This window comes from Micrococcus sp. iso_26 (assembly GCF_056172975.1).
In genome coordinates this window covers 265,938-291,152 of the sequence record NZ_CM149652.1, presented here as the reverse complement: position 1 = coordinate 291,152, position 25,215 = coordinate 265,938, and the positions used below count along the sequence as shown (strand labels likewise).

The window sequence follows — 25,215 nt, the reverse complement described above, 5'->3', positions numbered from 1 at the left end:
CATGCAGACCTTCGACGGACTGGACGAGTTCGAGCGGGCCGTGGGCACCCACCTGGGCCACAGCCGCTGGCGCACCGTCACCCAGGAGCAGGTGGACCTGTTCGCGGACACGACCGACGACCACCAGTGGATCCACGTGGACCCCGAGCGGGCGGCCCGGGGACCCTTCGGCTCGACGGTCGCCCACGGCTTCCTCACCCTCGCGCTGCTGCCCTCGATGGTGCGGGAGATCTACCGGGTGGAGGGGATGGCCATGGTCGTCAACTACGGATCGGACCGGGTCCGCTTCCCCCATCCGACCCCCGTCGGCGCGCGCATCCGCGCCGGCGCCGAGCTCACCCGCCTGGACCGCGGCCCCCAGGGGGCGCTGGCCATGGTGACCACCACCGTGGAGATCGAGGGAGTGGCGAAGCCGGCCTGCGTGTCGGACTCGCTCTTCCTCCTCCGCCCGGGAAAGGACGCGTCATGACGTTCAACATCTCCGTGCTCCTGCGCGAGAGCGCCGCCGAGCACCCGGACCGCCCCTGCGTGATCCTGGGCGACCGTGCCTGGATCTACGCGGAGGTGGACGCCGCCGCCGACCTGGTGGCCGCGAACCTCAGCGGGCTGGGCCTGGCCCCGGGCACCTCGGTGGCGGTGCAGCTCCCGGACATCCCGCAGTTCCTGTTCGCCTACTTCGGCCTCGTCCGTGCCGGCTTCGTCATGGTCCCCCTCAACCCCCTGCTGACGCCGCGCGAGATCGCCCATCACCTGTCCGACTCGGACACGGCCGTGCTCATCACCGTGGATACGGCGGCCGAGGCGGCGGTCAAGGGCGCGGCCCAGGCGGGCGGGTCCGACGGCGGTCCGACGGTGTACGTGGTCTCCACGGGCGCCGGGGAGCGGCCCGCGGGGACCCGGGACTTCGCGGAGCTGCTGGCCCCCGGCCCCTCGGTGGACATGGCCCCCACCCAGGCCGACGACACCGCGGTGATCATCTACACGAGCGGCACGACCGGCCCCCCCCAAAGGCGCCGAGCTCACCCACTTCGGCATCTACATGAACACGACGGTCTCCGGCGCGCGCATCCCGATCCGGCCCGACGACGTGGTCCTGGCCGTGCTGCCCTTCTTCCACGTGTACGGGCTCACGAGCGTGCTGAACATCTGCGTCCGCCACGCCTGCACCATGGTCCTGCTCCCCCGCTTCGACGCCGCCGCCGCGCTCGACCTGGTGGAGCGCCACGGGATCACCCGCATCTCCGCCGTGCCGACCATGCTGATCGGCATGGTGGAGGACCCCGACACCGGGCGGGACCTCTCGTCCGTGAGCCAGGTGGTCTCCGGAGGCTCGGCCCTGCCCCAGGAGGTGCTGCGGCGCTTCGAGGCGAAGTTCCCGCGGGCGACCATCCTGGAGGGGTACGGCCTCTCCGAGTCGACCAGCTCGGTGGCGGTGAACGTCTCCCGGGAGGAGCGCCGCGTCATGTCCATCGGCAAGCCGCTGTGGGGCACCGAGTGCCGCGTGGTGGACGCGGAGGGACACCTGCTCGGCCCCGGGGAGGACCAGGTGGGGGAGCTGCTCTTCCGCGGCCCCACCATCATGAAGGGCTACTACCGCAACCCCGAGGCCACGGCGGCCACCCTCGTGGACGGGTGGCTGCGCACCGGGGACATGGGGTACCGGGACGAGGACGGGTTCATCTACGTGGTGGACCGCAAGAAGGAGCTCATCCTCCGCGGCGGGTACAACGTGTACCCCCGCGAGGTGGAGGAGGTCATCGCCACGCACCCGGCGGTCTCCGAGGTGGCCGTGGTGGGGCGTCCGCACCCCTCCCTCGGCAGCGAGGTGGTGGCGGTCGTGAGCACCCGGCCGGGCATGAGCGTGACCCCGGCGGGGGTCATCGAGCACGCCAAGGTCTCCCTGGCGGCGTACAAGTACCCGCGCGAGGTGGTCGTGGTGGACAGCCTCCCCAAGACCGCCACCGGCAAGATCCGCAAGCGGGACCTGGCGACCACGCTGGCCGAGCCGGCCTCCCCCGAGTCGCACTCCGCGACGCCGTAGCCGCCCGCGACGACGGCCGCGCTTCCCTGTCCTCCCCTCCTGGGAGAATCGGGAACGTGGCCGTCCCCTCCCCCCTTCCCCTGCGTAACGGCGTCAACGCGACCCGCCTGCGCCTGCCCGCCTCCGGACCCTGGGCGTCCGTCCAGGAGTACGTCCTGGACCGCTTCGGCCACGTGGACCCGGACGGCATCCGGCGGCGCTTCGCCTCCGGGCAGGTCGTGGCCGCGGACGGCGCCCCCATCCCGGCGGACACGCCGCTCGGCGTGCACGACGACCTCTGGTACTACCGGGACGTCCCCGACGAGGCCCCGCTGCCCGTGACGCACACGCTCCTGCACCGCGACGAGCACCTCGTGGTCATCCACAAGCCGCACTTCCTGCCCACCACCCCGGGCGGCCGCTTCGTCCAGGAGACCGCGCTGGTGCGGCTGCGCAACGAGCTCGGCCTCGATGACCTCGTGCCCCTGCACCGGCTCGACCGGGCGACGGCCGGCGTCGTGATGTTCTCCGCGAACCCGGCCACCCGCGGCGCCTACCACCTGCTCTTCGAGCGGCGTGCCGTGGCCAAGACCTACGAGGCCGTGGCGCTCCTGCCGGACGCCCCCGACGACGGCGCCCGCCGCCCCGGCGCCCCGGCCGACCCCGTCCTGGGGCGATTCCCGCTGACCGTGCGCAGCCGGATCCGCAAGGACAAGGGGATCCTGCGCTCCGTGGTGGAGGAGATCCCGCCGGCCGCCTCGGGACGCCGGGCGGGCGCGCCGGTGCGGACCCGGCGGTCGAACCGGCCCCACGCCGGGGCGAACGCGGAGTCCCGGGTGGAGCTGCTGGGCGTCGGCGTCTCCGCCGGGACGCTGGCGGGGCGGCGCGTGGCGCACCTGCGGCTCACCCCGCGCACGGGCCGCACCCACCAGCTGCGCATCCACCTGGCCGCCCTGGGCCTGGGCATCGCGTTCGACCCGTTCTACCCGGACCTGCTCGACCTCGCCCCGGACGACGTCACGCGTCCCCTGCAGCTGCTCTCCCGGTCGCTGCGCTTCACGGACCCGGTGACGGGCGAGGAGCGGGAGTTCACCTCCCCCGCTGAGCTGCAGGAGCGACCGCGGTGACGGGCGGGGACCCGGCCGCCCTGATGGACGCGCTCGGAGTGTGGTTCCACCCGCTCACCGCGCTGCTCGTGGCCCTGGACGCCCCGATCCCACCCGTCCCGTCGGAGGTGGTGGTCATCGGCTCGGGGGCGCTCGCGGCCGAGGGCCGGGTCTCCCCCGTGGCCGCGGTGCTGGCGGCGTGGCTGGGCTGCTGGGCCGGGGACGTCGGCCTCTACGCGCTGTTCCGCCACGGCCTCGCCGACCGCCTGGACCGCTGGGCGTGGTGGCGTCGGATCCACCGGGGGATCCGGAGCCTGCTGGTGCGGGTGGGCCCGGCGGGCAGCCTGGCGGGGCTGTCCGTGCTGCGGTTCGTCTCGGGCGGGCGGACGGCGTCGATGGCGGCGGCCGGGATCGGCGGGATCCGCTGGCCCGTGTTCCTGTGGCTGTCCGGGGCGGGCTCGCTTGCGTGGTCCGGGTCCATGGTGGGGCTCGGCTGGATCACCGGCCGGGCCACCGGCCTGCCGTGGTGGGCGTCCGCGGTGGTCGGCATGGTGTTCGGTACCCTTGCAGGGTTGATGATCGCGGGGATCATGGCCCACCGTCGCCGGGGCCGGAAGGGGTGAGCATGCAGGACGCGTCCTCCGAGTCCCGCGCCGCCCTCGAGCGCCTCCGGGGCGCCTCGGCGCCCCGTCCCGACGACGACGCGACGCGTGCCCCCGCCGCGCGCCCCCGCCGCGCCCTGGCCGCGCCCGGGGAGATCTCCCGCCGCGATCTGCGCCGTCACGAGCGCGCCCTGCGCTCGGGCCGACCCGAGACCGCCGCCGAGCGCCGCGTGCGCGAGGACCGCCGCGCGGACGTGCACCGCGCCATGGACCGCCTGCGCACTCCGGGCGCTCCCGCCGAACAGCGCCCACGCCGGGACCTCAGCGAGATCCTGGACCGCCTCGGCAGCCCGGACCTCGCCCGTTTCGCCGATCCGCTCGTCGGCACGGTCGAGCGCATCCTCCCCGCCCCGGGGCGGGACCCGGAGAAGGCCGCGGAGGCCGCACGTCGCCGCGCTGCAGCCGAGGAGCGCCGGCGGGCGCGCCTGCGAGCCGGCCGGGAGCGCGCCGCCGAGGTCGCCCGTCGCCGGGCCGCCGAGCACGAGCGGCTCGCCGCCGAGGCCGCCGCCGCCGCACAGGCCCGCGACGCCGCCCGGGCTCGCGACGCCGCCGCCCTCCAGGCCCGCCTCGACGAGGAGGCCCGCCGGGCCCAGGCCGCGCGGGTGGCCCGCCGCCGCCGCGAGGAGGAGAAGCAGCGCCGTCGGCGTGAAGCCGAGCGGCGCCGTCGGGTGGCGGCCGAGGAGAAGGCACGTGCCGCCGCCGAGGCGGAGGCCCGCCGCCGGGAGCGGGAGGAACGGCGCCGCCGGGAGGCGGAGGTCGCCGCCGAGCGCGCCCGCGTGCAGGCGGAGCGGCGGGCCCGCGAGGAGGCCGCGCTCGCCGAGCGGGAGCGGCTGCGGCTCGAGGCGGAGGCGGAGGCGGAGCGCCGTCGGCAGGCGGCCGAGGCCGAACGCCGTCGCCTCGAGGCCGAACGCGTCGAGGCCGAGCGGCGCCGTCGGGCCGAGGAGGCCGAGCGGCGCCGTCGGGAGGCGGAGGAGGCCGCCCGCCTCGAGGCCGAGCGACGTCGTCGCCAGGCCGCCCGCGTCCGCGCCCACACCGTGCTGCACGCCGAACGCGCCCTCGCCCAGGCCCGGCTCCTCGAGGACCGCGCCCGGGAGGCCGAGCGCCGTGCGGCGGAGGACGCCGCCCGCCGCCGTCGCGAGCACGAGGAGCGGGAGTCCCGCGCGCTCGCCCGGGCTGCGCGCGAGCTCGAGGGCCCCGAGGTCTTCCCGGCCGCCGCCGACCGGCCGCTGCTGTCCGACCCGGAGGAGCGGCTCACCGATGAGGAGCTGTTCGCCCGGGCCCGGGTGGCCCTGCCCGAGTGGCGGCGGCGGCAGCGGCTCTCCACGAAGGCGCAGGCAGTCCAGGCCGAGGCCACCGCCCACTCCTCGGCGGGGCCGGTCACGGGCGCCCTTCCCCTGATCCCCGGCTACACCCCCGCCCCGCCCGAGGAGCCGGCCGGCTCACCGACCCGCGCGGACCGGCGCGGCCAGACGCTGCTGACCGTCGCGTGGGCGCTGTTCGTGCTCTCCGGTGCGTGGGGCCTCGGTCTGGCCGGCCGCGTCCCGGGGCTCGGCGCCCTCGATGCCGGCGCGTACCCGCTCACCGCCGACGGCCGACACGGCCCCGGCGCGAGCGTGTTCGGGCTGTCCCCGCTGCACCCGGCGATCTGGCCGGTGCTGTGGCTGCTGACCGGGATGTACGTGCTCCGGCAGTGGGGGCCTGGCCAGGGCGCGTCGCCGCGGCACCGCCGCATCCGGGGCGCGGTCGCGGGGACCCTGCTGGCGCTGGCGCTGTGGTTCCCCCTGGCCGTCCTGGCCCCCGGGGGCCTCGACGTCGTCCCGTGGCTGCTCGCCCTGGTCCTCATGCTCCGTGTGGTCCGGCGGCTCGGCGCCCGCCCGGCGGCCCGCCGCCTCGCACGGGTGGCCGAGGACGGCGCGCTCGGCGTGCTGCTGGGCACCCTCCTCGCCGGCGCGCCCACTGCGGTGGGCGCCGCCCTCCACGCCTGGGGCGTGCACGTCGACTGGTTCCCGACCGAGCTGCTCGCCCTGCTGGTGCTGATGGCCCTGCTGCTGGCGGCCCTGCGCCTCGTGCTCGGTGGGCGCGGCCGCCTGGGTGTGGCCCTGGGCATGGCCTGGACCCTGCTCTGCCTCGCCCTGCCCCGCCTGCTGCCCAGCCCGCTCGGGGCGCAGCAGAGCGCATGGGTGGGTCTCGCGGCCGCCTTCGGGGCGCTCCTGCTGGTCACGGCCGCGGCCGTGCGCCGCTCCTGGGCCCGCCAGATCGAGCGCGACGCCGCCCGCCGGCCGCACCCGGCCGGCGCCTGAGCCCGGCCCCGTTCAGCGCCCGGGCCCAGCGGGCACCGGGACCCACCGACCGCCGTCGCGCCGGAGCACGTCCAGCCGGCCCGTCACGGCGACGCCGGACACCGCCTCCGCCATCCGCCGCGCCACCTCGGCGGCCTCGGCGTCCTCGCCGGCCCGGTGCGAGCCGGGCACCGTGAAGCGCAGCACGATCCGCGGGACGCGCGCGACGACCTCGATGTCCTTGGCCGCGAGCACGTGCGTGGCCTGGACGGCGGCCTCGGCCAGGTCCATGACCTCTTCGGGCCGGTGGCCGGGCAGGAGGTCGCCGATCTGCAGGCGGGCGCGGTAGGAGGGCATGGGCCCAGGGTAGGGGTGGACGCAGCAGCGGTGACGACTTCTCTCGTCGCACGGGCCGGCCCGCCCTTCCGCCCGCGGCGGACGCGAGCCCTCCCGTGTCCGGACCCGCTCGTAGGGTGGGGTGCATGACTCAGACCGCCACCCCGCAGACCGACGCCCCCGCCGTGCCCGCGATCTTCGAACCGATTGAGATCAACGGCGTGCGCGTGCGCAACCGCCTGATCCTGCCGCCGATGTGCCAGTACTCGTGCGAGGCGCGCGACGGCGTCCCCCACGGCTGGCACTTCCAGCACCTGGGCGCCCGCGCGGCCGGCGGCTTCGGGATCGTGGTGGCCGAGGCCACCGCCGTCACCCCCGAGGGACGCATCTCCGCGTGGGACACCGGCCTGTGGAACGACGAGCAGCGGGACGCGTGGGCGCCGATCGCCGAGTTCATCGCCTCCCAGGGCGCCCTGCCCGCCATCCAGCTCGGTCACGCCGGCGCCAAGGCCTCGACCGTCCCCATGCACCCGGGCGCGCTCGCCGGGCAGCCGATCCTCGAGGGCCCCGACTCCTGGGAGACCCTCTCCCCCTCCGGCGTGGCCACCAACTCCATGGAGATCCGCACCCACGCGATGCGGGTGGACGAGATCCGGGAGACCGTCCAGGCCTTCGCCGACGCCGCCGAGCGCGCCGACCGTGCCGGCTTCGGCGCCGTGCAGCTGCACGCCGCCCACGGCTACCTCATCCACCAGTTCCTCTCGCCGCTGACCAACACCCGGACCGACGAGTACGGCGGGGACTTCGAGGGCCGCACCCGCTTCCTCAAGGAGGTCGTGGCGGCCGTGCGCGAGGTGTGGCCCGCGGACAAGGTCCTCGGCATCCGCATCTCCGGCTCGGACTGGGTCGAGGGCGGCTGGAGCATCGAGGAGACCGTCCGCCTGGCGCAGGAGCTGCAGGGGCAGGTGCACTGGTTCGACCTGTCCTCCGCGGGCATCGGGGACACCTACGAGGGCCCTCAGGGCCCGGGCTATCAGGTGCCGCTGGCCACCGCCGTGAAGGAGGGCACCGAGGGGATCGTGGTGTCCGCCGTCGGCTCGCTGACCGGCGCCGAGGAGGTCGCGGCCGTGGTGGACGAGGACCGCGCCGACGCCGTCTGCGTGGGCCGCGCCGCCCTGGCGAACCCGAACTGGCCGACCGCGGCCGCCCTCGCGCTCGACGTCCCCTCGGAGCAGGTGCCGATGGCCCGGCAGTACTTCCGAGCCAAGTGGTGAGCGGAACACGCGGGACCCGGTGTGCCCCCGGCGCGGAACTCCGGTAGAACAGAACCATGAGCGTGCGCACCCCCGACCCGAATCCGGGCTGGCTGTCCGACGAGGACCTCTACGAGGCCCGGCGCCGGCTGCCCATGGTGTATGTGGAGGCCATCCCGGTGCGGCTGGACTCCCTCGGCTACGTCACCGAGATCGGCCTGCTCTACGTGGCGGACGAGACCGGCACGTTCCAGCGGACGTTCGTCTCCGGACGCGTCCAGTACCGGGAGACCATCCGCGCCGCGCTGATGCGCCACCTGGAGAAGGACCTCGGCCCGCTCGCGTTCCCGCAGCTGCCGCCATCGGTGGTCCCCTGCACCGTCGCCGAGTACTTCCCGGCGCCGTCCGAGACCGGGCTGACGGACGACCGCCAGCACGCCGTGGCCCTGGTGTACGTGGTGCCGGTGACGGGTGAGTGCCAGCCGCGCCAGAACGCGCTCGAGCTGACCTGGCTCACCCCCGAGGAGGCCCTCGGCGAGGACATCCAGGCCGAGTTCATCGGTGGCCGCGGGGACCTGGTGCGCCAGGCCCTCGCCCACGTGGGATGGGGGCGCTGAGCATGGCACCGGTCGTCGGCGGCTACCTCCGCCATCTGAAGTCCCAGGACGTGCAGCCCGGGGACAGCTTCCTGACCCGCCGCGGCGAGCCCGCCCCGCCCGTGGCCTCGACCCGGGTGATGCGGGACGACTTCGGCACCCCCGCGCTCGTGATCGCCACCCTCGAGGGCGGCCGGGAGGTCAAGATCGCCCACGGCTCCGTGATCCGGGTCCGCACGGACCGCCCGGAGGAGCGCAGGGCCGTCCCGGACACCACCTTCTCCCCCGTGGACGCGGGGTCCCCCGAGGAGCGGATCGTCGCCGTCGGCAAGCGCCACCTCGACGACACCGAGCTGACCGCCACCGCGGCCCGGCTCTCCCACGGGTTGAACCTGCGCTCCGGCTCCCAGCTGGAGGACGTGTTCGGCATGGCCGAGCGGCTCTACCTGCTGCACGAGGACACCGAGGGCACGCTCGCCACCCTGGGCCTGCTGACGAACCTGCCGTGGGACGGGGCCGTGGGGCGGTGGAAGTCCATCCAGGCCGCGCTGTCCCTGGCGTCGCTGATCCTGCGCGAGGAGGGCGAGCACATCGCCGCCGCCAACCTCGGTCGGCGCCTGCTCGAGGCGGACGAGGTCCCCTCCGAGCCGGGCCGGGCGTCCCGCGTGCTCGAAGTGCGCCAGCGTCAGCTCAACGAGCCGCCGCTCTACGACCGGGAGATCTCCCGCGCCCTGCAGGCCCGCGACGCCGAGGCCGAGTATCAGTGGCGCCGGGCCCGGTTCGGCCAGCTGCTCTACCTGCGTGCCCGCGGCGGCTCGGAGACGCTCACGGACGCCGACCTGGATTCCCGGATCGCCCGGGAGCTCGGCGCGCTGCGCACCCTCGCCGACGAGCTCGAGGCGAAGGCAGCCACGCGCCGGTGAGGCCCAGCCGCGGGACGGGCGTCGAGAGCCGGCCCCGTCCCCGGTGACACGCCCTCCGGGGTCCGGCTCGTGTGGCGCACCTCACTCTCCAGCCCCTGCCGGGGTTATGCTCCCGGCATGACCGGCTCCGCACCCGCCCAGCTCCGCCCCCTCCGCGCCACGGACGCGCCCGCCGTCCTGGCGGCCTTCCACGCGGGCACCGTCGGCATGGCCGATCCCGCAGAGGTCACCGACGACGCCTCCGCCCGCGCCTACGTCGACGGACTGGTCCAGGCGGAGGGGACGGACGCCGTCGCCGTGGTGGAGCGCGGGACGGACACGCTGATCGGCCTGGTCGCCGTCGTGCGCGACGAGGCGCACGGCACCGGCGCGCTCACCGCCTGGCTGCATCAGGGCTGGCGCGGGGACGCGATCATGTCGCGGGCGGCGACCACCGTGGCGGACGCCGAACTGGCCGAGGGCGGGCTCGAACGGATCGAACTGGCCCACCGGGCGGACAGCCCGACGGCGGGGGCCGTCGCCCGGGCCGCTGGGCTCCGTCACGAAGGCACGCAGCGCGGCCGCCTCCGCACGGGCGGGCGGCGGCTCGACGTGCACCTCTACGGCCGGCTGGCCGCGGACCCGCTGCCCGAGGAACGCGTCCGTCCCCTGCCGTGGGCCTCCGACGCCCGCCCCTGGGCCGACCGCTGACCGCGACCCGCCCCCGACGACGCCCCGCGACGCCGTCACGCCCTCCCGGCCCGATGCCCCGCTAGTCTGCCGAGATGACCACCCCGACCGGCGCCATCCCGAGCCCGCATCCGCGGCCGTTCCTCCTCGTCCAGACGCGCCCCGAAGACGACGCCGCGGCCGCCGAGGTCGAGGCCGTCCAGCGACTGGGCGGCTATCCGGAGGGCCGGCTGCGGGTGCTGCGCCTGGACCGCGTCGTGCAGCGCCCGGACGTGGCCACGCACGGCCTGGACTGGGAGGCGGAGCTCGCGGACGTCGCCGCCGTGATCCTGCCCGGCAGCCCGTTCACGGGCTCCGATCCCGAGGAGACCAAGTCCCCCGTGCAGCGCGCCGTGGAGGCGGAGCTGGGCCGGATGCTCGACGTCGTCCGGCGCCGCGACCTGCCGTTCCTCGGCTGCTGCTACGGCGTCGGCACGCTGGGCCGGCACGCCGGCGGCGTCGTGGACAACGCGTACGGCGAATCGGCCGCGCCCGTCGAGGTCACGCTCACCGACGAGGGTGTCGCGGATCCGGTGCTGGCCGGGGTGCCGCGCACGTTCGCGGCGTACGTGGGCCACAAGGAGGCGATGAGCGCGCTGCCGCCCGGCGCGGTGCTGCTCGCCGCGGGCGCCGACTGTCCCGTGCAGATGTTCCGGCTCGGCACCCGCCAGTACGCCACCCAGTTCCACCCGGAGCTGGACCAGGCCGGTATCCTCGAGCGCCTTGAGATCTACCGCGAGCACGGGTACTTCGCCCCGGGCGAGTACGAGCCCACGGTGGCGGGGCTGGCCGCCGTCGACCCCGAGCACCCCCGCCGGATCCTGGCGAACTTCCGCACGCTGTTCGGCTGAGCCGCGCGGCCCACCCCGTAGCGTGGCTGCATGGACACGCACCGCGCCACCGCTTCCCTGCCCTGGATCGACGGCCCCGCCGTGCGCGCCGCCCTGAGCCCGCGCGCCGCCGTCGACGCGCTGGAGGCGGCCCTCGCCGCCGGCCTGGACCCGGAGGCCGACGCCCCCCGCACCCGCGTGGCCACCGCCGCCGGGCAGCTGCTGCAGATGCCCTCGACGCGCGGGACCGAGGTCGGCACCAAGCTGCTCACCCTCACGCCGGACAACCCGGAGCGCGGACTGCCCGTCATCCAGGGCGTCTACGTGCTGTTCGGCGCCCCGGGCACCCCCGGCCAGGCACCGCGGGCCGTGCTGGACGGCGTCGAGCTGACGGGCCTGCGCACCTCCGCGGTGTCCGCGCTCGGGGTGCGGCTGCTCGCGGACGCCTCGCCCCGGCACCTGGTCGTGGTCGGCACGGGCGTGCAGGCGTGGGAGCACGCGCTCACCTTCCAGGACGTGTTCGGGCTGGAACGGGTGTCCGTGGTGGGCCGCGACGCCGACCGGGCCGCCGCCCTGGCCGCGCGCATCGAAGCGGAGCTGGGCGTGACCGCGAGCGCCGCGGGCCCGGAGGCCGTGGCGGAGGCGGACGTCGTGGTGACGTGCACGGCCGCGACGGCCCCGCTGTTCGACGGGACGCTCGTGCCGGAGCACGCGACGGTCGTGGCGATGGGCTCGCACACCACGGACGCCCGCGAGACCGACGACGCCCTGGCCCGCCGCGCGACCGTGGCGGTGGAGTCGCGGGACTCGGCCGCCCGCGAGGCCGGCGACGTCACCCTCGCGATCGACTCCGGCGCCCTCGCCGGGATCGAGGACACGGTGACGCTGGCCGAGCTCGTGGCCGGGACCGCGCGTCGTCGGGAGGGCGCGCCCGCCCTGTTCGTCACCACCGGCATGCCCTGGCAGGACCTGGTGGTGGCGAGCGCGGTGGCGCGGGAGGTGCTGGGCTGAGCCGGGGCGGCCTGCGGTGCCTGCGCACTACCCTGGGTCCCATGCCTGAGACCCCCGCCGCCCCGACGCCGCAGCCCGCCTCCGGTGCCCCCGCGCATCCCTCGCAGTTCGGCTTCGAGGTGACGCACCGGCTGGAGACCGGCGGTGCGGACGGCGCCCCGCTCGGCCGCACCGGCGTCATCACCACCCCGCACGGGCGGATCCAGACGCCGGCGTTCATCCCGGTGGCCACACAGGCCACGGTCAAGGCGGTGCTGCCGGAGTCGATGGCCGAGCTCGGCGCGCAGGCCCTCCTGGCCAACGCCTACCACCTGTACCTGCAGCCCGGGGACGACCTCCTCGACGAGGCCGGCGGCCTCGGCGCGTTCATGAACTGGCCCGGCCCCACCTTCACGGACTCCGGCGGCTTCCAGGTGATGTCCCTGGGCTCGGGATTCAAGAAGGTCATCGACATGAAGGGCCCCGGCGCGCCCGAGGGGCAGGGCGCCGACGACGCCGTCGCCCCCGGCAAGGAGCGCCTGGCCAACGTCGACGACGACGGCGTCTGGTTCAAGTCCCACCTGACCGGGGACCGACACCGGTTCACCCCCGAGGTGTCCGTGGGCATCCAGCACAACCTCGGCGCGGACATCATGTTCGCCTTCGACGAGCTGACCACCCTGCACAACTCCCGCGGCTACCAGGAGGAGGCGCTCGAGCGCACCCGCCGCTGGGCCCAGCGCTGCCTCGACGAGCACGCCCGCCTCACCGGGGTCCGCGCGGCGCGGCCGTACCAGGCGCTGTTCGGCGTGATCCAGGGGGCCCAGTACGAGGACCTGCGCCGCAAGGCCTGCCGCGACCTCGCAGCGATGCGGGCAGAGTTCCCGGCCGCGGGGGAGCTCGACGGCGTGACCTCCGGCTTCGACGGCTACGGCGTCGGCGGGGCCCTGGAGAAGGAGAACCTCGGGACCATCGTGGGCTGGTGCGCGCAGGAGCTGCCCGAGGACAAGCCGCGCCATCTGCTGGGCATCTCCGAACCCGATGACCTGTTCACCGCCGTCGAGAACGGCGCCGACACCTTCGACTGCGTCTCCCCCACCCGTGTGGCCCGCACCGGCGCGTTCTACACCCGCGACGGGCGCTACAACCTGCCCGGGGCGAAGTACCGCCGCGACTTCGGCCCGCTGGACCCCGAGTGCGACTGCTATACGTGCGCCCACTACTCCCGCGCGTACCTGCGGCACCTGTTCAAGGCGAAGGAGATGGTGGCGCACACGCTCCTCTCCATCCACAACGAGCGGTTCACGGTCTCGCTCGTGGACCGGATCCGTGCGGCCATGCAGGATGGCACGCTCGCGGAGCTCAAGGCCGAGACCCTCGGCCGGTACTACGCCCCGAAGGGCTGAGGGGTGCTGGGTCCGCCGGCACGCTGCGGGGGGGGAGCCAGCACGCTGCGACGGGCGCGAGCCAGACGTTTCTGCTGTTCTGAGGGGGCTGTCTCGACCGATTCGTCTGGCTCAGCGCCGCTCGGACGCGTGGGGGACGTGAGCCAGACGATTCAGCGGCTCCTGCACAGGGCCGCGGGCGCAGCTCGCCCTCCACGGCCCTCGCGGTCGCGGCGCCGGGTCCGCTGGTGGAAGGGGAGGCTGGCGGCATGGTCGCCCCTCCTCCGCACCACGACGCCGCCCCCAGCCCCGTCTTCCCGGTCGCCGCGGGGCTGCAGGCCGGCCTGACGGCCTCGCAGCTGCGCGGCCCCCGATTCGACGCCCCGCACCACGGGCTGCGGCACACCGCCGGGGGTCAGCCCTCACTGGCCGACGTCGTCCGCGCCCTCCAGCGGACGAACCCCGGCACCGCGGCCACCCACGCCACCGCCGCTCGCCTCTGGGGGATGTGGCTGCCGCGGCAGTGGGAGCGCGGCCCCATCCATCTGGCGCGCACGCGGGCCGAGGGCGGGGCGCCGCGCCGCAGCGGCGTCGTCGGGCATGAACTGCACCCGCAGGACCCCGTGCTGGTGCGTGCCCGGGTGCGGATCACGACGCCGGCCGCCACCTGGGCGGCGCTGGCGCAGCTGGGTCTGCCGTTGGCCGACGTCGTCGCCGCCGGGGACAGCCTGCTGCAACGGGCTGACGGCCCGGCGGGCCGACGTCGTCCCGGCGACCATCCACGGTGCACCGTGCGTGATCTGGAGGCGGAGGTGCTCCGGGTGCGTGGGCGGCGAGGGACGCGGACCCTGCGGGCGGCCCTGCCGCTGCTCAGGGACGGCGCGGATTCGCGGGCCGAGACGCTCCTGCGACTGGCGCTGGCCGACGCGGGTGTGCCGGAGCCGGAGGTGAATCCGCTGCTGATGCTGAGCGACGGGTCCACCGTCCGGCCGGACCTGGTGTGGCGCGAGGCCCACGTCTGCGTGCAGTACGAGGGCGATCATCACCGGACGGACCCGCGGCAGTGGCGCCGTGACATCGAGCGCGACCGCCGGATGCAGGCCGAGGGGTGGATCGTGCTGCGCGTGACCGCCAGCGTCTTCACTCGGCGCGGTCTCGACGCCCTGCTGCGCGACCTCGCCGCCCACCTGCGGCTCCCTCTGCCTGCGTGAGCCAGACGAATCGGCCGCCGAGCCAGACGAATCGGCGGCAGGGGGGCGTGCGCACCAGCAGAAATCTCTGGCTCACGCCGCCGCCCCCGCTCGCGTCATCTCACACGAACGCGCCGACCCCCGTGATCTCGCGGCCGATGATCAGCCCCTGCACGGTCTCGGTGCCCTCGTAGGTGTGGATCGCCTCGATGTCCGCGAAGTGGCGGGCCACCTCGTTCTGGATGAGGATGCCGTTGCCACCGAGCAGGTCGCGCGCGTTCGCGGCGATGGACCGCGCGGCGCGCGTCGCCGAGTACTTGGCCATGGACGCCATCGGCCCGGTGAGCCGTCCCTCGTCCTCGAGCCGGGTCGCACGCAGCACGAGCAGCTGCACCTGGGTGAGCTGGGAGAGCATCTCGGCCAGGCGGGTCTGCACGCTCTGGGCGGCGGCCAGCGGTCGGCCGAACTGGACGCGCTGCCCCGCGTAGTGCACCGCCGCCTCGTAGCAGCCCACGGCCTTCCCGAGGGCGGACCACGCGACCCCCACGCGCGTGGCGAAGAGGACGCGGGAGGTGTCCTTGAAGGAGCGGGCCTCGGGCAGGACGTCGGCGTCGGGCACGAACACGCCGTCGAGGGTGATGTGGGCCTGGTCGATGGCCCGCAGCGCGACCTTGCCCTTGATGACCTCGGCCGTGTAGCCCTCGGACTCCTGGCGCACGATGAACCCGCGGACCTTCTCGTCCTCGGCGCTGCGCGCCCACACCACGGTCACCCCGCCGGCGGCCCCGTTGCCGATCCACTTCTTGTGCCCGTGCAGCCGCCAGCCGCCGTCGACGCGCTCGGCGCGGGTCTCCAGCGAGACCGAGTCGGAGCCGTGGGTCGGCTCCGTGAGCGCGAAGGCGCCGTAGAGCTCGCCGCGCGCCATGGCCGGCAGGTGCTCGGCGCGCTGCTCCTCGCTGCCGCACAGCTGGATCGAGCGCATGGCCAGACCGCCCTGCACGCCCGTCATCGTGGCGATCGAGCCGTCCAGGCGCGAGAGCTCCATCATGGCCAGGCCCGCGGCCACGCGGGAGATCTCGGGCAGCCCGTCCACGGGGACGCCGTCGCGCAGCAGGTCGGCCTGGCCCAGGCGGGCCACGAGGTCGAGCGGGTACTCGTGACGGTCCCACGCCTCCCGGATCCGGGGCAGCACGTCCGGCTCGAGCGCGAAGGCGCGGGCCCGACGCCACACGTCCTTCTCGGCGTCGGAGACGTCCGCGAGCGCGAGGTAGAAGTCGGTGTCCAGCGGCGTGGCGACGTCGTACTCGGGCTCGACGGTGGGCAGGGTCTCGGTCATGGTGGCCTCCCGGGCGGGGTCGGAGAGATGGGTGTGTCCGTCATCACCCTACACCGACTGACACGCCATCTCACAGAATCAGACGCAGTCTCACCTCCTCTCCGCGCCCGTGGCACCATGGCCCGCATGACGACGCCCGCCGAGGACACCCTCACCGCCCTGATCCACCTGCTGGACCGCGAGGGCTACGACGCCGTCACGGCCGACCAGCTCGCCCGCCAGGCCGGCATGAGCCGGGCCAGCTTCTTCCGCCACCTCGGCGGGAAGGAGGAGGTGGTCTTCGCCGACCACGCGGCGCTGCTCGCCCGCCTGGACGACTTCCTGCGCGGCACCTCCCTCGGCGTGCGGGAGGCCCTGGAGGAGGCGGTCCTCCAGGTCTTCCGGCATCACACCGCCGATCCGGACCGGGCCCGGGCGCGCTCCCGCCTGCTGCGCGGCTCCCAGTCGCTGCGCACGCGCGAGCTGCTCACCTCGCACCGCTACACGGAGCTGTTCTCCGGCTGGCTCGCCACGGCCCTGCCGGACACGCCCGCGCGCGGCGGGGTCGCCGTCGGGCTGGCGGCGGCCGTGGTGGCCGTCCACAACCGCGCCCTGCGGGCGTGGCTCCACGCCCCGGCCGACGACGCCGAGGCCGGCCTGCGCGCGGACCTCGCGGAGGTCATCGCGCGGCTCACGGCCGAGCCGGCCGAGGCCGAACGAACGCTCGCCGCCGTGCGCCGACTCCTGGGCTGACGCCCCGCCCTCAGCGGCCGGCGACCTGCGCGTTCTCCGCCCCGAACGCGGGCGGGTAGCGGAACTCGCCGGCCGGCACCTCGGCCCCGTCCTGGAGCGTGAGGACCTGCAGCGCCTCGGGCTGCCGGGCGAAGGCCGCGTGCACGCCGTGCTCGGAGGCCCGGTGGAAGCCGAACTTCGCGTAGTACTCGGGCCAGCCGTAGACCACCACGACCTCCTCGCCGTCGGCCTGGGCCTTCTGGAGCAGGGCGTTGACGAGCGCGGTGCCGGCGCCCTCGCCCTGATGCTCGGGCAGGACGCCGTGAGGGGCGAGGGCGAGCACTTCGGCGTCGTCGATGTGGGCCCGGACCAGGGTGCCGTAGCCCATCGGGTCCGACTGCAGGTCCGTGCCGGGGATCGCGGCCGTCATGGCCACGAGGGAGTACTGGGGCAGCCAGCCCTCCGCGCCGCCGGCGAGCGCCTCGACGAGGTCGGCCTCGGCCGTGGACGCGAAGGCGAGTTCGGCGATCTGGCGGACGGCGCGGCGGTCCGCCGGATCGTCGTGATCGGCCTCGCGGGTGGACCAGCGGTGACCGAGATCCTGGCCGGCGGGGACGTGGGCGGCGCGGTAGCCGGGGGTCTGGATGCTGTTCTGCTCGGCGCTCATGCGCTCACCGTAGCCAGGGTGTGACCCCGGATACAGGGACGGCGCCCTGCGTCACGCTCGTGACGCGGGCGCCGTCGCCTCCTCCGGCCGGGGGCGGGCTCAGTCGATCTGCAGCTCGCCCATCGGGCCGAAGCCCTCCGCACCGACCTGCTCGGAGATGATCTGGGGCGTGCTCGCCAGCAGCGGGCGCATCGCGTCCAGGCCCTCCTGGAAGTGCGGGGACGCGACGTGGGCCTGCGCACCCTCGTCCGTGAACCCCTCGAGCAGGAAGTACTCGTTCGGGCCGCCTTCCACCGGGCGGTACCACTCGAAGAACAGGTTGCCGGGCTCGGAGCGCACGTCCGCGGTGTACTTCGCGACGGCGTCCATCCACTCGTCGGCACGCTCGGGCTGGACGGTGAACTTCAGGTTGATGAGGATCATGCCGTCCATTCTGGTCCACCCGGCACGGCCGCGGCACGGCCTCGCGTCCGCCGCGCGCGGAACCGCCGGGCCAGCAGCCACAGGCCCACGACGACGGCGACCACCAGCACGGCGACCAGCACCGGCAGGAACAGCGCGGCCGCGACGAGGCCGGCCGCCGAGACGTCCTCGGCCGCCGAGAGCACGGGCGCGGCGGCCCCCACCGTGACCGTGTCGGCTCCCACGACCGTCTGGACGACGTCGTTGACCGCGTCCACCCCGGGGATCTTGTCCGCGACGAGCTCGAGCGCGAGCAGGGCGCCGAGGATCCAGAGGGAGGCGTCGGCGGAGAGCCACGTCCACCCCGCGGGCAGGTCGACGAGCCCCGTGAACCGGTCCAGCAGACCCAGGGCGAGCAGGGGGATGTAGGCGTTGAGCCCGGCCGAGGTGGCCAGGCCCGTGCCGGTGAGGAACGCGAGCACGTCCGTCCCCGTCCTTCGCGGGTCGCTCGGGGCGCCCGGGCGGACGCTCCGGGTCCGAGGACCCTCGTTCCCCGGTGAACACCGCCGGCCGTCGGGCGCTTCCCGTCCGGGGTCGGTCCTACCATGGGCGCATGCCCCAGACCGCTCACTCCCCCCAGCACTCCGCCTCCGCCCCCGCGCTCGCCCTGACCATCGCCGGGTCCGAGGCCACCGGCGGCGCCGGCGCCCAGGCCGACCTCAAGACGTTCCAGGAACTCGGCGTCTTCGGCATCGTGGCGCTGACCTGCATCGTCTCCTTCGACCCGGAGGACGACTGGAACCACCGCTTCTTCCCCGTGCCCACCGAGATCCTCCAGCAGCAGCTCGACGCCATCCAGGGCGACTACCCGGAGCGGCTGCGCACCGTGAAGCTGGGCATGCAGGGCTCCCCGGAGGTCATCCGCACCTCGGCCGCGGCCCTGCGCCGCGCCGAGTGGGACCACGTGGTCCTGGACCCCGTGCTCATCTGCAAGGGCCAGGAGCCGGGCCACGCCCTGGACACGGACCAGGCGCTCAAGGCCGAGCTGCTGCCGCTGGCCACCTTCACCACCCCGAACCACTTCGAGACGGAGCAGCTCTCCGGCATGACCGTGCGCTCGGTCGAGGACCTGACGGCGGCCGCTCGGCGCATCCACGAGATCTCCGGCGCGGCCGTCCTGGCCAAGGGCGGGATGCACCTGCCCGGCCCGGACGCCGTGGACGTGTTCGTGGACGGGGACACCGTGGAGGTGCTCTCCGCCCCGAAGATCGGCCAGTCCGGCGTCTCTGGTGCGGGCTGCTCGCTCGCCGCCGCCGTCACCGCCGAGTTGGCCAAGGGTGCCACCACGCTCGAGGCCGCGCGCCGCGCCAAGGAGTTCGTGCGAGCCGGCATCGCGCAGGCGGTGGAGGGCCGCACGCCGTTCGCCGCCCTGTGGCAGGGCGGCCTGCGCTCCGCTTGAGCGCGCACGTGGGCCGCTGACTCGTCCTGAGCCGGGCGGTGCGCCACACTGGGGGCATGAAGCTCCCCTCCCCCGCCCCTTCCGCCCCCGGCGAGGTCCACCACTCGGCGTCGTCCGTTCCCGTCGACGGCGTCGAGGCCGTCTTCCCCGCGCTGCGCCAGCGCGCCCTCGCCCCGGGCGGCCGGCTCTACGGGCTGGCGGCGGCGGCCGCGGTCGGCGGGCTCACCCTGCTGGATCCGCACGCCCGCCGAGGGCGCGAGCGTCGGGCCCTCGCAGAGCTCGAGGCCGCCGTCAGCGGCACGTTTCTCGCGGCCGAGACCGCCAACGCCCTCCACACCGCCGCGATCGCCGACGGCGAGGTGGCCCCCTCCCCCGCCGCGCGTGCCCTGCGCGGGCTCGGCGGACTGGCCGTCGGCGGCGCGGTCGCGGCGGTCGCGCTGCGCACCACCGGCCTGAACGACCGGGTCGACGGCGCCGTGGTGCGCGGGCTCCAGCGGGCCGGCGTCCCCGCCCCGCGCGTCGCGCTGGCCGCAGCGGCCTCCCTGGCGATGCTGCTGGCCAACGAGGACGCCCGCCGGACCCGCCGCGACGCCGTCGAACTCGCCGTCACCGGACCCGCCGGCCTGGACGAGGACACGGTCGACGAGGTCGAGCCGGAGGCCACCGCCGAGCTGCCGGTCGAGGTGCGCGTCCTGCTCGAGACCCTGCTCGACCCGGCGCTGGCCGAGGGCCGGGACCTGCCCGGGGCTGAGGCGCTGCGCTCCCAGCTGCCGCACGCCCGCACCGTCACCTCGGTGGCCGAGGCCATCCGTGAAGCCGGCGAGGTCCCGGACTGGGTGCCGCTCGTCGTCCAGACCGACGACGACGTCCGGCGCGCGGTGCCGAACGACTGCGTCTGGCCCGTCCGCGGCCGCTTCGCCTCCGGATCCGCCGGAGGACACGAGCTCGAGCTGCGCCTGCAGGTGATCGACGGGGAGATCGGCGCCCTGACGGTGACCCTGCCCGCGGACGCCGAGGCGGACAGCGACGCCTGGGACGCGTTCCAGGAGATCGAGTCCTTCCCCGGCGTCGAGGACCTGGCCTTCCACGTGGACGGCGACCGGCGCGCCTGACCGGGAACTCTCCCGGGGCCCGTCCAGCCCGGCCCACTACAGTGGGGACCCGCCCGACGTCGTCGATCCCCCTCCCGGAGAGTTCCCGCCATGACCACCCCCGCCCCGGTCGCGTCCGCCGCCCGTGCCCGTCGCCGCGCGGCCCGTTCCGGCCCCTGCCCGCAGCTGCGCATGGGACTGAACGGGTTCCTCGTGGCCTGGCTGCTGCCCAACCTCGTGATGGCCGCCGTGGTGGCGGTCCTGGCCGTGGTCCCGGGCCTGCAGGCCTTCGGCAGCCTGACACCGCTGCTGACGGTGGTCGGGGTCGCCGGGCTGGTGGTGGGGCTGCCGCTGTGCCTGCTCGTGAACTGGGCGTTCCGGCACGTGCTCAACCAGTGGGTCCACGTGCTGGCGTACGCGCTGATCGGCATGCTCTACGGCCTGGTGGTGCTCACGCAGGGCGCGGCGGGCATCCTGCCGATGCTCATCCCGGTGATCGGATTCCCGGCCGCCGTGCTCATGGCCCTGGGCCGGACGGCGGCCCGTCCCCTCGTCCGCACGGTCACCCCGGAGCCGTCGCGCACCGAGCCGGCCTGAGCACGCCCGCAACGAGAAAGGACGATGGCCGGATGGCCATCGTCCTTCTCGGAACCGCGTCCGGGGCCCGCATCCCCTCAGGCATGTATCCCGGCTCGTGATTCGCACTGTGCACCGTCTCAATGGGGCATGACCCACTCTAGGAGGGACGACGGCGCCCCCGACAGTGGCGGATGGTGCAGACTTTCGGGCGATGATGTGAGGCAGCTCACATGGACGTGGTCCATGACGGTGCCGGCGCCGGCCTCAGTCAGACGGACCGGGGGAGCACCGCGCGCACCCGCCACCCCCAGCCCCCCGGCCCGGCCTCGATCGCGCCGCCGAAGGTGGCCACGCGATCCCGCATGGAGTTCAGGCCCACACCGGAGGAGTTCCACTGCGGCGGGCCGGACCGCTCGGCGACGGTGTTCTCCACCGCGAGCACCACGTCCGACCCCGCGTCGCGGAGTTCGATGCGCACGCGCGCGCCCTCGCCGGCGTGCTTGGCGACGTTCGTGGTGGCCTCCTGGAGCACCCGGTGCAGGGTGGACCGCACGGAGATCGGCATCGCGTTCTGGTCGCAGCGGACGTCCGTCTCCACCGTCATTCCGAGACTGCGCAGCTCCTCGGCCAGGCGGGCCACGGACAGGACCGGATCCGCGGACGTCGCGCCGTCCGCGTCCCCCGCGGCGCCCGGCTCACCGCTCGGGTCCACGATCCCGTCCTCCTGGAGGACGGAGAGCATGCGCCGCAGGTCCCGCAGCGCGTCCTTCGCGGAGTCCCCCACCACGTCCAGCACGCTCTGAGCCGCCTCCGGGGTGCCGAGGTAGCGTGCCGTCCGGGCCTGCATCGAGATGATCGTGAGGTTGTGCGCGACCACGTCGTGCAGGTCGCGGGCCAGGGAGCGACGCTCGGCCTCGGCAGCCAGCCGGGCCCGTTCCTCCGCCTCGAACACCCGGCGGCGATCCCGCTCCCGCCGGGTCAGGCTCTCGCGGATGAAGAGCCCGCCGCCGAGGCCCATGGACATGAGCAGCAGGATGAACCACGTCGCGTTCGCCTGACCCACCGCGAACGGCTGGGCGACGCCCCAGGTCAGCGCCAGGACGGCGGCCGTGACGACGAACCCCCAGGAACGGGCGGTCGCCGCGACGGCCCCGAGGACCACGGGCGCGACGACGGCGAAGAGCACCTCGGAACCGCCGACGACGGTCGCGACGGCCCCGGGCAGGAGCAGGGCGAAGCCCACCGTGCTGCGCCACCACTGGGCGAGGAAGGCGCTGGTCGCCGACGCGATGGCGATCCCGTCCAGGACCGGGATGACGCCGTGGCCCGGGCCGAACAGACCGATGTCGGACGCGGTCGAGGCGAGCAGGAACGCCGACCCGAAGGCGAGATAGACGCGGCTCAGCGGCGCCGCGGCCCAGAACGCGCGCCACCGCAGGCTGCGCGCCTGACGCCACGCCGAAGAGCGGCGCGCCCGGGAGGGCGCGCCGCTCCGGACGGAGGGGGTCGATGGGCTCGAATCAGGCATCGGGGGCGGACCGCCCCGGGGTCAGTCGCACCAGATGCCGAAGTGGCGGCACGTCCACTCCGCAGTGCCTTTGCCGAGGCCCAGGGTCGTGACGACGTCGTCCTCGGCCGAGGCCGCCGAGGCGGCGGCGGCCGGAGCGCCGACGAGGGTGGAGGCGAGAAGGAGAGCGGAAGCGAGGAGAGCGCGAGTCTTCATGGCCCCAGTATGTATGACGCCCGTCACAAATGGTGCACGCCGCGCACAGGCCGCGCCGCGGCATGGCGCAGATGACGGCCGGCGGGCACCCCGGCCTCGCCCCGACGCCGACAAGGTGGCATGCGCCACAGCACCGGTTACGCTGACCTGCGTGTCCGAAGAGCTGCGCATCCTGATCGCCGACGACCAGCCGCTCATGAGCGGCGCGCTCCGCGTGCTCGTCGACTCTGCCCCCGGCATGACCTGCGTGGGTGTGGTCGCCAACGGCGTCGAAGCCGTGGAGGCGTGCGCCGCCATCGAGCCGGACGTGGTCCTGATGGACATGCAGATGCCCCTGATGGACGGGGTGGAGGCCACACGCCGGATCAAGGACACCCACCCCGCGATCCGGGTCCTGGCGATCACCACGTTCACGTCCGAGGACTACCTCGTGCCGGCCCTGCGCGCCGGAGCGGGCGGCTACCTCCTCAAGGACGCGGAGCCGCCGGCCATCCTGGGCGCCATTCAGGCCGTCCATCGCGGCGAGTCCGTGCTCTCCCCCGCCGTGGCGACCAAGCTGCTCGTCTCGATCGAGCGGGACCGGCCGACGGTGGGCCCCACCTCGGTGCAGCCCGGCAGCCCCGACGGCTCCGACCTCACCGAGCGGGAGCTGGGCGTGCTGCGGCTGCTGGCCAGGGGTCAGTCGAACCCGGAGATCGCCGCGAACCTCTTCGTCTCCGAGTCCACGGTCAAGGCCAACCTCACGCGGATCATGGCCAAGCTGGAGGTCCGCGACCGCGTCCAGCTGATCATCCGGGCGGCCCAGCTCGGGCTCGTCACCCTCGCCCTGGACTGAGCGCGGCGGGGTCAGCCACGGGCCGCGATCTCGTTGCGCCGCGTGTTGAGGTCCTTCAGGACTTGCATCCCGTGCTCCACCACCGGGTCCGCCTCGGCCAGGAGCGACTCCTTGGCCGGCCCGTAGGCGAGGTCGGCGAACGTGCCGTTCTCCGGGTCGAGGGCCCGGATCTCCTGCTGCACCAGGCGCACCTGGTCCAGGCCGGCCGCGTACTCCACCGCTCGCTCGTCGATCTTCGTCAGGGACGCCTCCGCGTCCTCCGGGATCTGCTCCAGGGCGAACTGGGCCTCGTAGAGCCGGTTCTGGTACGTGCAGGGCTCCTCGATGTCGTAGAGCCCCACGCCGCGACCCACGGCCTCCTGATTGGCCTGGGCGATCTCCTCCGCCAGGCGCTTGCCGACGGCGACCTCCGTGGGGGCGGCCATGCCGGCCTCCGCCATGGCCACGTTGACGGTGCCGCCGCCGATCGAGATGACCGCGCTCTCCATCCCCTCGGGCGCGCCCTCGTCCGAGGTGGTCATGCTCGCGGTCGCCCCCTGCGGGAGCCGATCACGCAGCCAGGCGTAGGACTCCTCCCCCATGCAGAGGTTGGGGCCGACCTTGAGGCCCTCGGGGTTGCGGCCCGCGCTCGTGACGCCGGCGAGGACCACGGTCCGCTCGGTGCCGCCTTGGTTCACCACCACGGTGTTGCCGTCCAGCACGGTGACGATGTCCACGCGGGCGGCGTCGGCGGCCACGCCGCGGAGGACGGTGACGATGCCCAGCAGGAGCAGGACGGCGGCGACGGCGAGGAAGACCAGCAGCCCCTTCAGGGGGACCCGGGCACGGGCGGCGACGTGAGTCATGCGGACTTCCTGCAGGTGGACGGCGGGACGGGGGGCCGCGACGACGGCCCGGAGCCCGAGTCTAGCGAAGGGCCCCGGGACCGCCGAGCGGCGGGCCGAGGGACGGCTGCGTCGGGCTCAGCGCTCCCGGCGGTAGAACGGCGTGGCCACCACGGTGAACGGCTCGCCGCGGCCGCGCAGGTCCACCTGCAGGGACGTGCCCTCGGCGGCCACGTCGCGGCGGACACGGGCCAGGGCGATGGGGTGTCCGAGGGTCGGGCTGGGGGCGCCCGAGGTCACCTCGCCCACCCGCTCGCCGGACTCGTCCAGCACGGCGTAACCGTGCCGGGCGGCACGCCGACCCGCGCCCTGCAGCCCCACGAGGACCTCCTCGACGTCGTCCCTGCCGACCAGCGCGGATCGTCCGACGAAGTCGGCCTCCTTGCTCGCGGGCACCGCGAAGCCGACGCCGGAGGCGTGCGGCTGGTGCCCGGTGTCCAGCTCGTTGCCGTAGAGCGGCATGCCCGCCTCGAGGCGCAGCGAGTCCCGCGAGGCGAGCCCGCACAGCGTCAGCTCCACGCCCGCCTCGTCCGCGGCCGAGAGCATCGTGTTCCACACGGCGGAGCCGCGGTCGCCGGCCTCGGCGGTGGAGGCGGCGGGCAGGAACAGCTCGAAGCCGTCCTCACCGGTGTAGCCGGTGCGGGCGACGACGGCGATGACGTCACCGGCGTCCGTGGGCACGGTCAGGGTCAGGTGGCCGTAGTACTTCAGCTCGGCCAGCTGCGCCGCGGCCTCCGGCATGGCCCGGGCGAGGATCCTCTCGGCCTGCGGGCCCTGCACGGCCACGAGGGCGGTGGTCGAGGACTCGTCCTCGACGACGGCGTCCCAGCCCGACGCCCGCTGGTTCAGGGCGGTGTGGACCGCGGCGATGTTGCCAGCGTTGGGCACCACCAGGTAGTCGGGCTCGGAGCCGGCCTCGCCGTCGTCCATCCGGTAGACGATCGTGTCGTCGAGGATGGTGCCGGCGTCCGTCAGGCACAGGGCGTACTTGGCGCGGCCGGGCTTCAACGTGGAGAGCACGCTCGAGAGGGCGTGGTCCAGCATGGCCCCGGCCTCCGGGCCGGTGACCCGGATCTCGCCCATGTGGGAGAGGTCGAACAGGCCTGCGGAGGTGCGCACGGCCTTGTGCTCGGCCAGCTCGGAGCCGTACTTCAGGGGCATGTTCCAGCCGCCGAAGTCCGTGAACGTGGCGCCCGCGGCCTCGTGGACCGGGTGCAGCGGGGAGTTGCGCGTCGAATCGCTCATGGGGG

The 25,215-nt window shown here is 74.9% G+C and carries 27 protein-coding genes and 2 pseudogenes; 20 read left to right on the top strand and 9 right to left on the bottom strand.

The genetic code is table 11. From position 1 onward, the window contains the following. The first annotated feature begins 1 nt into the window (after window position 1). From AC0VX0_RS01360 to AC0VX0_RS01330, 7 genes and pseudogenes are all read left to right on the top strand, one after another. Window positions 2–469, top strand: coding sequence for a MaoC family dehydratase (locus AC0VX0_RS01360; RefSeq protein ID WP_020625414.1), 468 nt, complete (start codon window positions 2–4; stop codon window positions 467–469). Then, a pseudogene (locus AC0VX0_RS01355) lies at window positions 466–945 on the top strand (AMP-binding protein); the annotation flags it as partial. The gene AC0VX0_RS01360 and the pseudogene AC0VX0_RS01355, both read left to right, overlap by 4 nt. Before the next feature lie 73 nt (window positions 946–1,018). Beyond that, window positions 1,019–1,582, top strand: a pseudogene (locus tag AC0VX0_RS01350) (AMP-binding protein); the annotation flags it as partial. Beyond that, the gene (locus AC0VX0_RS01345; RefSeq protein ID WP_406924915.1) at window positions 1,580–2,041 is read left to right on the top strand and encodes an AMP-binding enzyme; all 462 of its coding nucleotides are present in this window, start codon (window positions 1,580–1,582) and stop codon (window positions 2,039–2,041) included. The pseudogene AC0VX0_RS01350 and the gene AC0VX0_RS01345, both read left to right, overlap by 3 nt. Before the next feature lie 56 nt (window positions 2,042–2,097). After that, window positions 2,098–3,147: a pseudouridine synthase gene (locus tag AC0VX0_RS01340; RefSeq protein WP_044659053.1), complete on the top strand. Its 1,050-nt coding sequence runs from the start codon at window positions 2,098–2,100 to the stop codon at window positions 3,145–3,147. Then, the gene (locus tag AC0VX0_RS01335; RefSeq protein WP_044659054.1) at window positions 3,144–3,749 is read left to right on the top strand and encodes a DedA family protein; all 606 of its coding nucleotides are present in this window, start codon (window positions 3,144–3,146) and stop codon (window positions 3,747–3,749) included. Before AC0VX0_RS01340 ends, AC0VX0_RS01335 begins: the two co-directional genes overlap by 4 nt. Before the next feature lie 2 nt (window positions 3,750–3,751). Further along, on the top strand, window positions 3,752–6,088 hold the full coding sequence (locus AC0VX0_RS01330) for a hypothetical protein (protein ID WP_102708778.1): 2,337 nt from the start codon (window positions 3,752–3,754) through the stop codon (window positions 6,086–6,088). A 12-nt stretch (window positions 6,089–6,100) separates the two neighbouring features. Here the strand turns inward: AC0VX0_RS01330 and AC0VX0_RS01325 are convergent, their stop codons facing one another. Next, a complete protein-coding gene (locus AC0VX0_RS01325; protein ID WP_101966093.1) occupies window positions 6,101–6,424 on the bottom strand; it encodes a hypothetical protein in 324 nt (107 codons plus the stop codon). Between the two features lie 125 nt (window positions 6,425–6,549). On the opposite strand from AC0VX0_RS01325, the gene AC0VX0_RS01320 reads away from it, so the two are divergent. From AC0VX0_RS01320 to AC0VX0_RS01285, 8 genes are all read left to right on the top strand, one after another. Beyond that, window positions 6,550–7,677 carry an NADH:flavin oxidoreductase/NADH oxidase gene (locus tag AC0VX0_RS01320; protein ID WP_073117197.1) on the top strand — a complete coding sequence of 376 codons (1,128 nt, stop codon included), beginning with the start codon at window positions 6,550–6,552 and terminating at the stop codon, window positions 7,675–7,677. Between the two features lie 56 nt (window positions 7,678–7,733). Next, window positions 7,734–8,273 (top strand): NUDIX hydrolase family protein, encoded by a 540-nt coding sequence (locus tag AC0VX0_RS01315; RefSeq protein WP_036316089.1) that lies wholly within the window; start codon window positions 7,734–7,736, stop codon window positions 8,271–8,273. Between the two features lie 2 nt (window positions 8,274–8,275). Continuing rightward, entirely contained in the window at window positions 8,276–9,175 is a 900-nt protein-coding gene (locus AC0VX0_RS01310; protein WP_230297492.1) for a DUF6707 family protein, read from the top strand. 117 nt (window positions 9,176–9,292) lie between these two features. Continuing rightward, window positions 9,293–9,865, top strand: coding sequence for a GNAT family N-acetyltransferase (locus AC0VX0_RS01305; protein ID WP_063189932.1), 573 nt, complete (start codon window positions 9,293–9,295; stop codon window positions 9,863–9,865). A 74-nt stretch (window positions 9,866–9,939) separates the two neighbouring features. Beyond that, the gene (locus AC0VX0_RS01300; protein ID WP_063189935.1) at window positions 9,940–10,734 is read left to right on the top strand and encodes a glutamine amidotransferase; all 795 of its coding nucleotides are present in this window, start codon (window positions 9,940–9,942) and stop codon (window positions 10,732–10,734) included. 30 nt (window positions 10,735–10,764) lie between these two features. Beyond that, window positions 10,765–11,724 (top strand): ornithine cyclodeaminase family protein, encoded by a 960-nt coding sequence (locus AC0VX0_RS01295; protein WP_129867090.1) that lies wholly within the window; start codon window positions 10,765–10,767, stop codon window positions 11,722–11,724. Window positions 11,725–11,765: 41 nt separating this feature from the next. After that, on the top strand, window positions 11,766–13,109 hold the full coding sequence (gene tgt, locus AC0VX0_RS01290) for a tRNA guanosine(34) transglycosylase Tgt (RefSeq protein WP_230260190.1): 1,344 nt from the start codon (window positions 11,766–11,768) through the stop codon (window positions 13,107–13,109). A 248-nt stretch (window positions 13,110–13,357) separates the two neighbouring features. Further along, window positions 13,358–14,299, top strand: a complete 942-nt coding sequence (locus AC0VX0_RS01285; RefSeq protein ID WP_078025373.1) for an endonuclease domain-containing protein — start codon at window positions 13,358–13,360, stop codon at window positions 14,297–14,299. A 100-nt stretch (window positions 14,300–14,399) separates the two neighbouring features. Here the strand turns inward: AC0VX0_RS01285 and AC0VX0_RS01280 are convergent, their stop codons facing one another. After that, the gene (locus tag AC0VX0_RS01280; protein ID WP_020624825.1) at window positions 14,400–15,614 is read right to left on the bottom strand and encodes an acyl-CoA dehydrogenase family protein; all 1,215 of its coding nucleotides are present in this window, start codon (window positions 15,612–15,614) and stop codon (window positions 14,400–14,402) included. 126 nt (window positions 15,615–15,740) lie between these two features. Between AC0VX0_RS01280 and AC0VX0_RS01275 the strand changes: the two genes are divergently transcribed. Further along, window positions 15,741–16,346 carry a TetR/AcrR family transcriptional regulator gene (locus AC0VX0_RS01275; RefSeq protein ID WP_036384906.1) on the top strand — a complete coding sequence of 202 codons (606 nt, stop codon included), beginning with the start codon at window positions 15,741–15,743 and terminating at the stop codon, window positions 16,344–16,346. Window positions 16,347–16,356: 10 nt separating this feature from the next. Here AC0VX0_RS01275 and AC0VX0_RS01270 read toward each other — a convergent pair whose 3' ends face one another. The 3 genes from AC0VX0_RS01270 to AC0VX0_RS01260 form a co-directional block, all read right to left on the bottom strand. Beyond that, window positions 16,357–16,992, bottom strand: a complete 636-nt coding sequence (locus AC0VX0_RS01270) for a GNAT family N-acetyltransferase (RefSeq protein WP_020624823.1) — start codon at window positions 16,990–16,992, stop codon at window positions 16,357–16,359. Window positions 16,993–17,091: 99 nt separating this feature from the next. Next, window positions 17,092–17,415, bottom strand: coding sequence for a putative quinol monooxygenase (locus tag AC0VX0_RS01265; RefSeq protein ID WP_010079505.1), 324 nt, complete (start codon window positions 17,413–17,415; stop codon window positions 17,092–17,094). Further along, window positions 17,412–17,876: a DUF4126 domain-containing protein gene (locus AC0VX0_RS01260; protein ID WP_020624821.1), complete on the bottom strand. Its 465-nt coding sequence runs from the start codon at window positions 17,874–17,876 to the stop codon at window positions 17,412–17,414. The genes AC0VX0_RS01265 and AC0VX0_RS01260 overlap by 4 nt, the downstream gene beginning before the upstream one ends. A 131-nt stretch (window positions 17,877–18,007) precedes the next feature. Between AC0VX0_RS01260 and AC0VX0_RS01255 the strand changes: the two genes are divergently transcribed. From AC0VX0_RS01255 to AC0VX0_RS01245, 3 genes are all read left to right on the top strand, one after another. Next, window positions 18,008–18,853 (top strand): hydroxymethylpyrimidine/phosphomethylpyrimidine kinase, encoded by an 846-nt coding sequence (locus tag AC0VX0_RS01255; RefSeq protein ID WP_020624820.1) that lies wholly within the window; start codon window positions 18,008–18,010, stop codon window positions 18,851–18,853. A gap of 56 nt (window positions 18,854–18,909) precedes the next feature. Then, the gene (locus tag AC0VX0_RS01250) at window positions 18,910–19,965 is read left to right on the top strand and encodes a hypothetical protein (protein ID WP_475451775.1); all 1,056 of its coding nucleotides are present in this window, start codon (window positions 18,910–18,912) and stop codon (window positions 19,963–19,965) included. 90 nt (window positions 19,966–20,055) lie between these two features. Beyond that, window positions 20,056–20,541 (top strand): hypothetical protein, encoded by a 486-nt coding sequence (locus AC0VX0_RS01245; RefSeq protein ID WP_044659068.1) that lies wholly within the window; start codon window positions 20,056–20,058, stop codon window positions 20,539–20,541. 250 nt (window positions 20,542–20,791) lie between these two features. Here the strand turns inward: AC0VX0_RS01245 and AC0VX0_RS01240 are convergent, their stop codons facing one another. Next, on the bottom strand, window positions 20,792–22,051 hold the full coding sequence (locus tag AC0VX0_RS01240) for a sensor histidine kinase (protein ID WP_044659069.1): 1,260 nt from the start codon (window positions 22,049–22,051) through the stop codon (window positions 20,792–20,794). A 21-nt stretch (window positions 22,052–22,072) separates the two neighbouring features. Further along, window positions 22,073–22,246, bottom strand: a complete 174-nt coding sequence (locus tag AC0VX0_RS01235; RefSeq protein ID WP_002856694.1) for a hypothetical protein — start codon at window positions 22,244–22,246, stop codon at window positions 22,073–22,075. A 151-nt stretch (window positions 22,247–22,397) separates the two neighbouring features. On the opposite strand from AC0VX0_RS01235, the gene AC0VX0_RS01230 reads away from it, so the two are divergent. Further along, window positions 22,398–23,081, top strand: a complete 684-nt coding sequence (locus AC0VX0_RS01230) for a response regulator (protein ID WP_061867535.1) — start codon at window positions 22,398–22,400, stop codon at window positions 23,079–23,081. An 11-nt stretch (window positions 23,082–23,092) separates the two neighbouring features. On the opposite strand, the gene AC0VX0_RS01225 is transcribed toward AC0VX0_RS01230, so the two are convergent. After that, entirely contained in the window at window positions 23,093–23,926 is an 834-nt protein-coding gene (locus AC0VX0_RS01225) for a thermonuclease family protein (protein WP_002856692.1), read from the bottom strand. A 117-nt stretch (window positions 23,927–24,043) separates the two neighbouring features. Then, entirely contained in the window at window positions 24,044–25,210 is a 1,167-nt protein-coding gene (gene gcvT / locus AC0VX0_RS01220; RefSeq protein WP_044659070.1) for a glycine cleavage system aminomethyltransferase GcvT, read from the bottom strand. Window positions 25,211–25,215 lie beyond the last annotated feature (5 nt).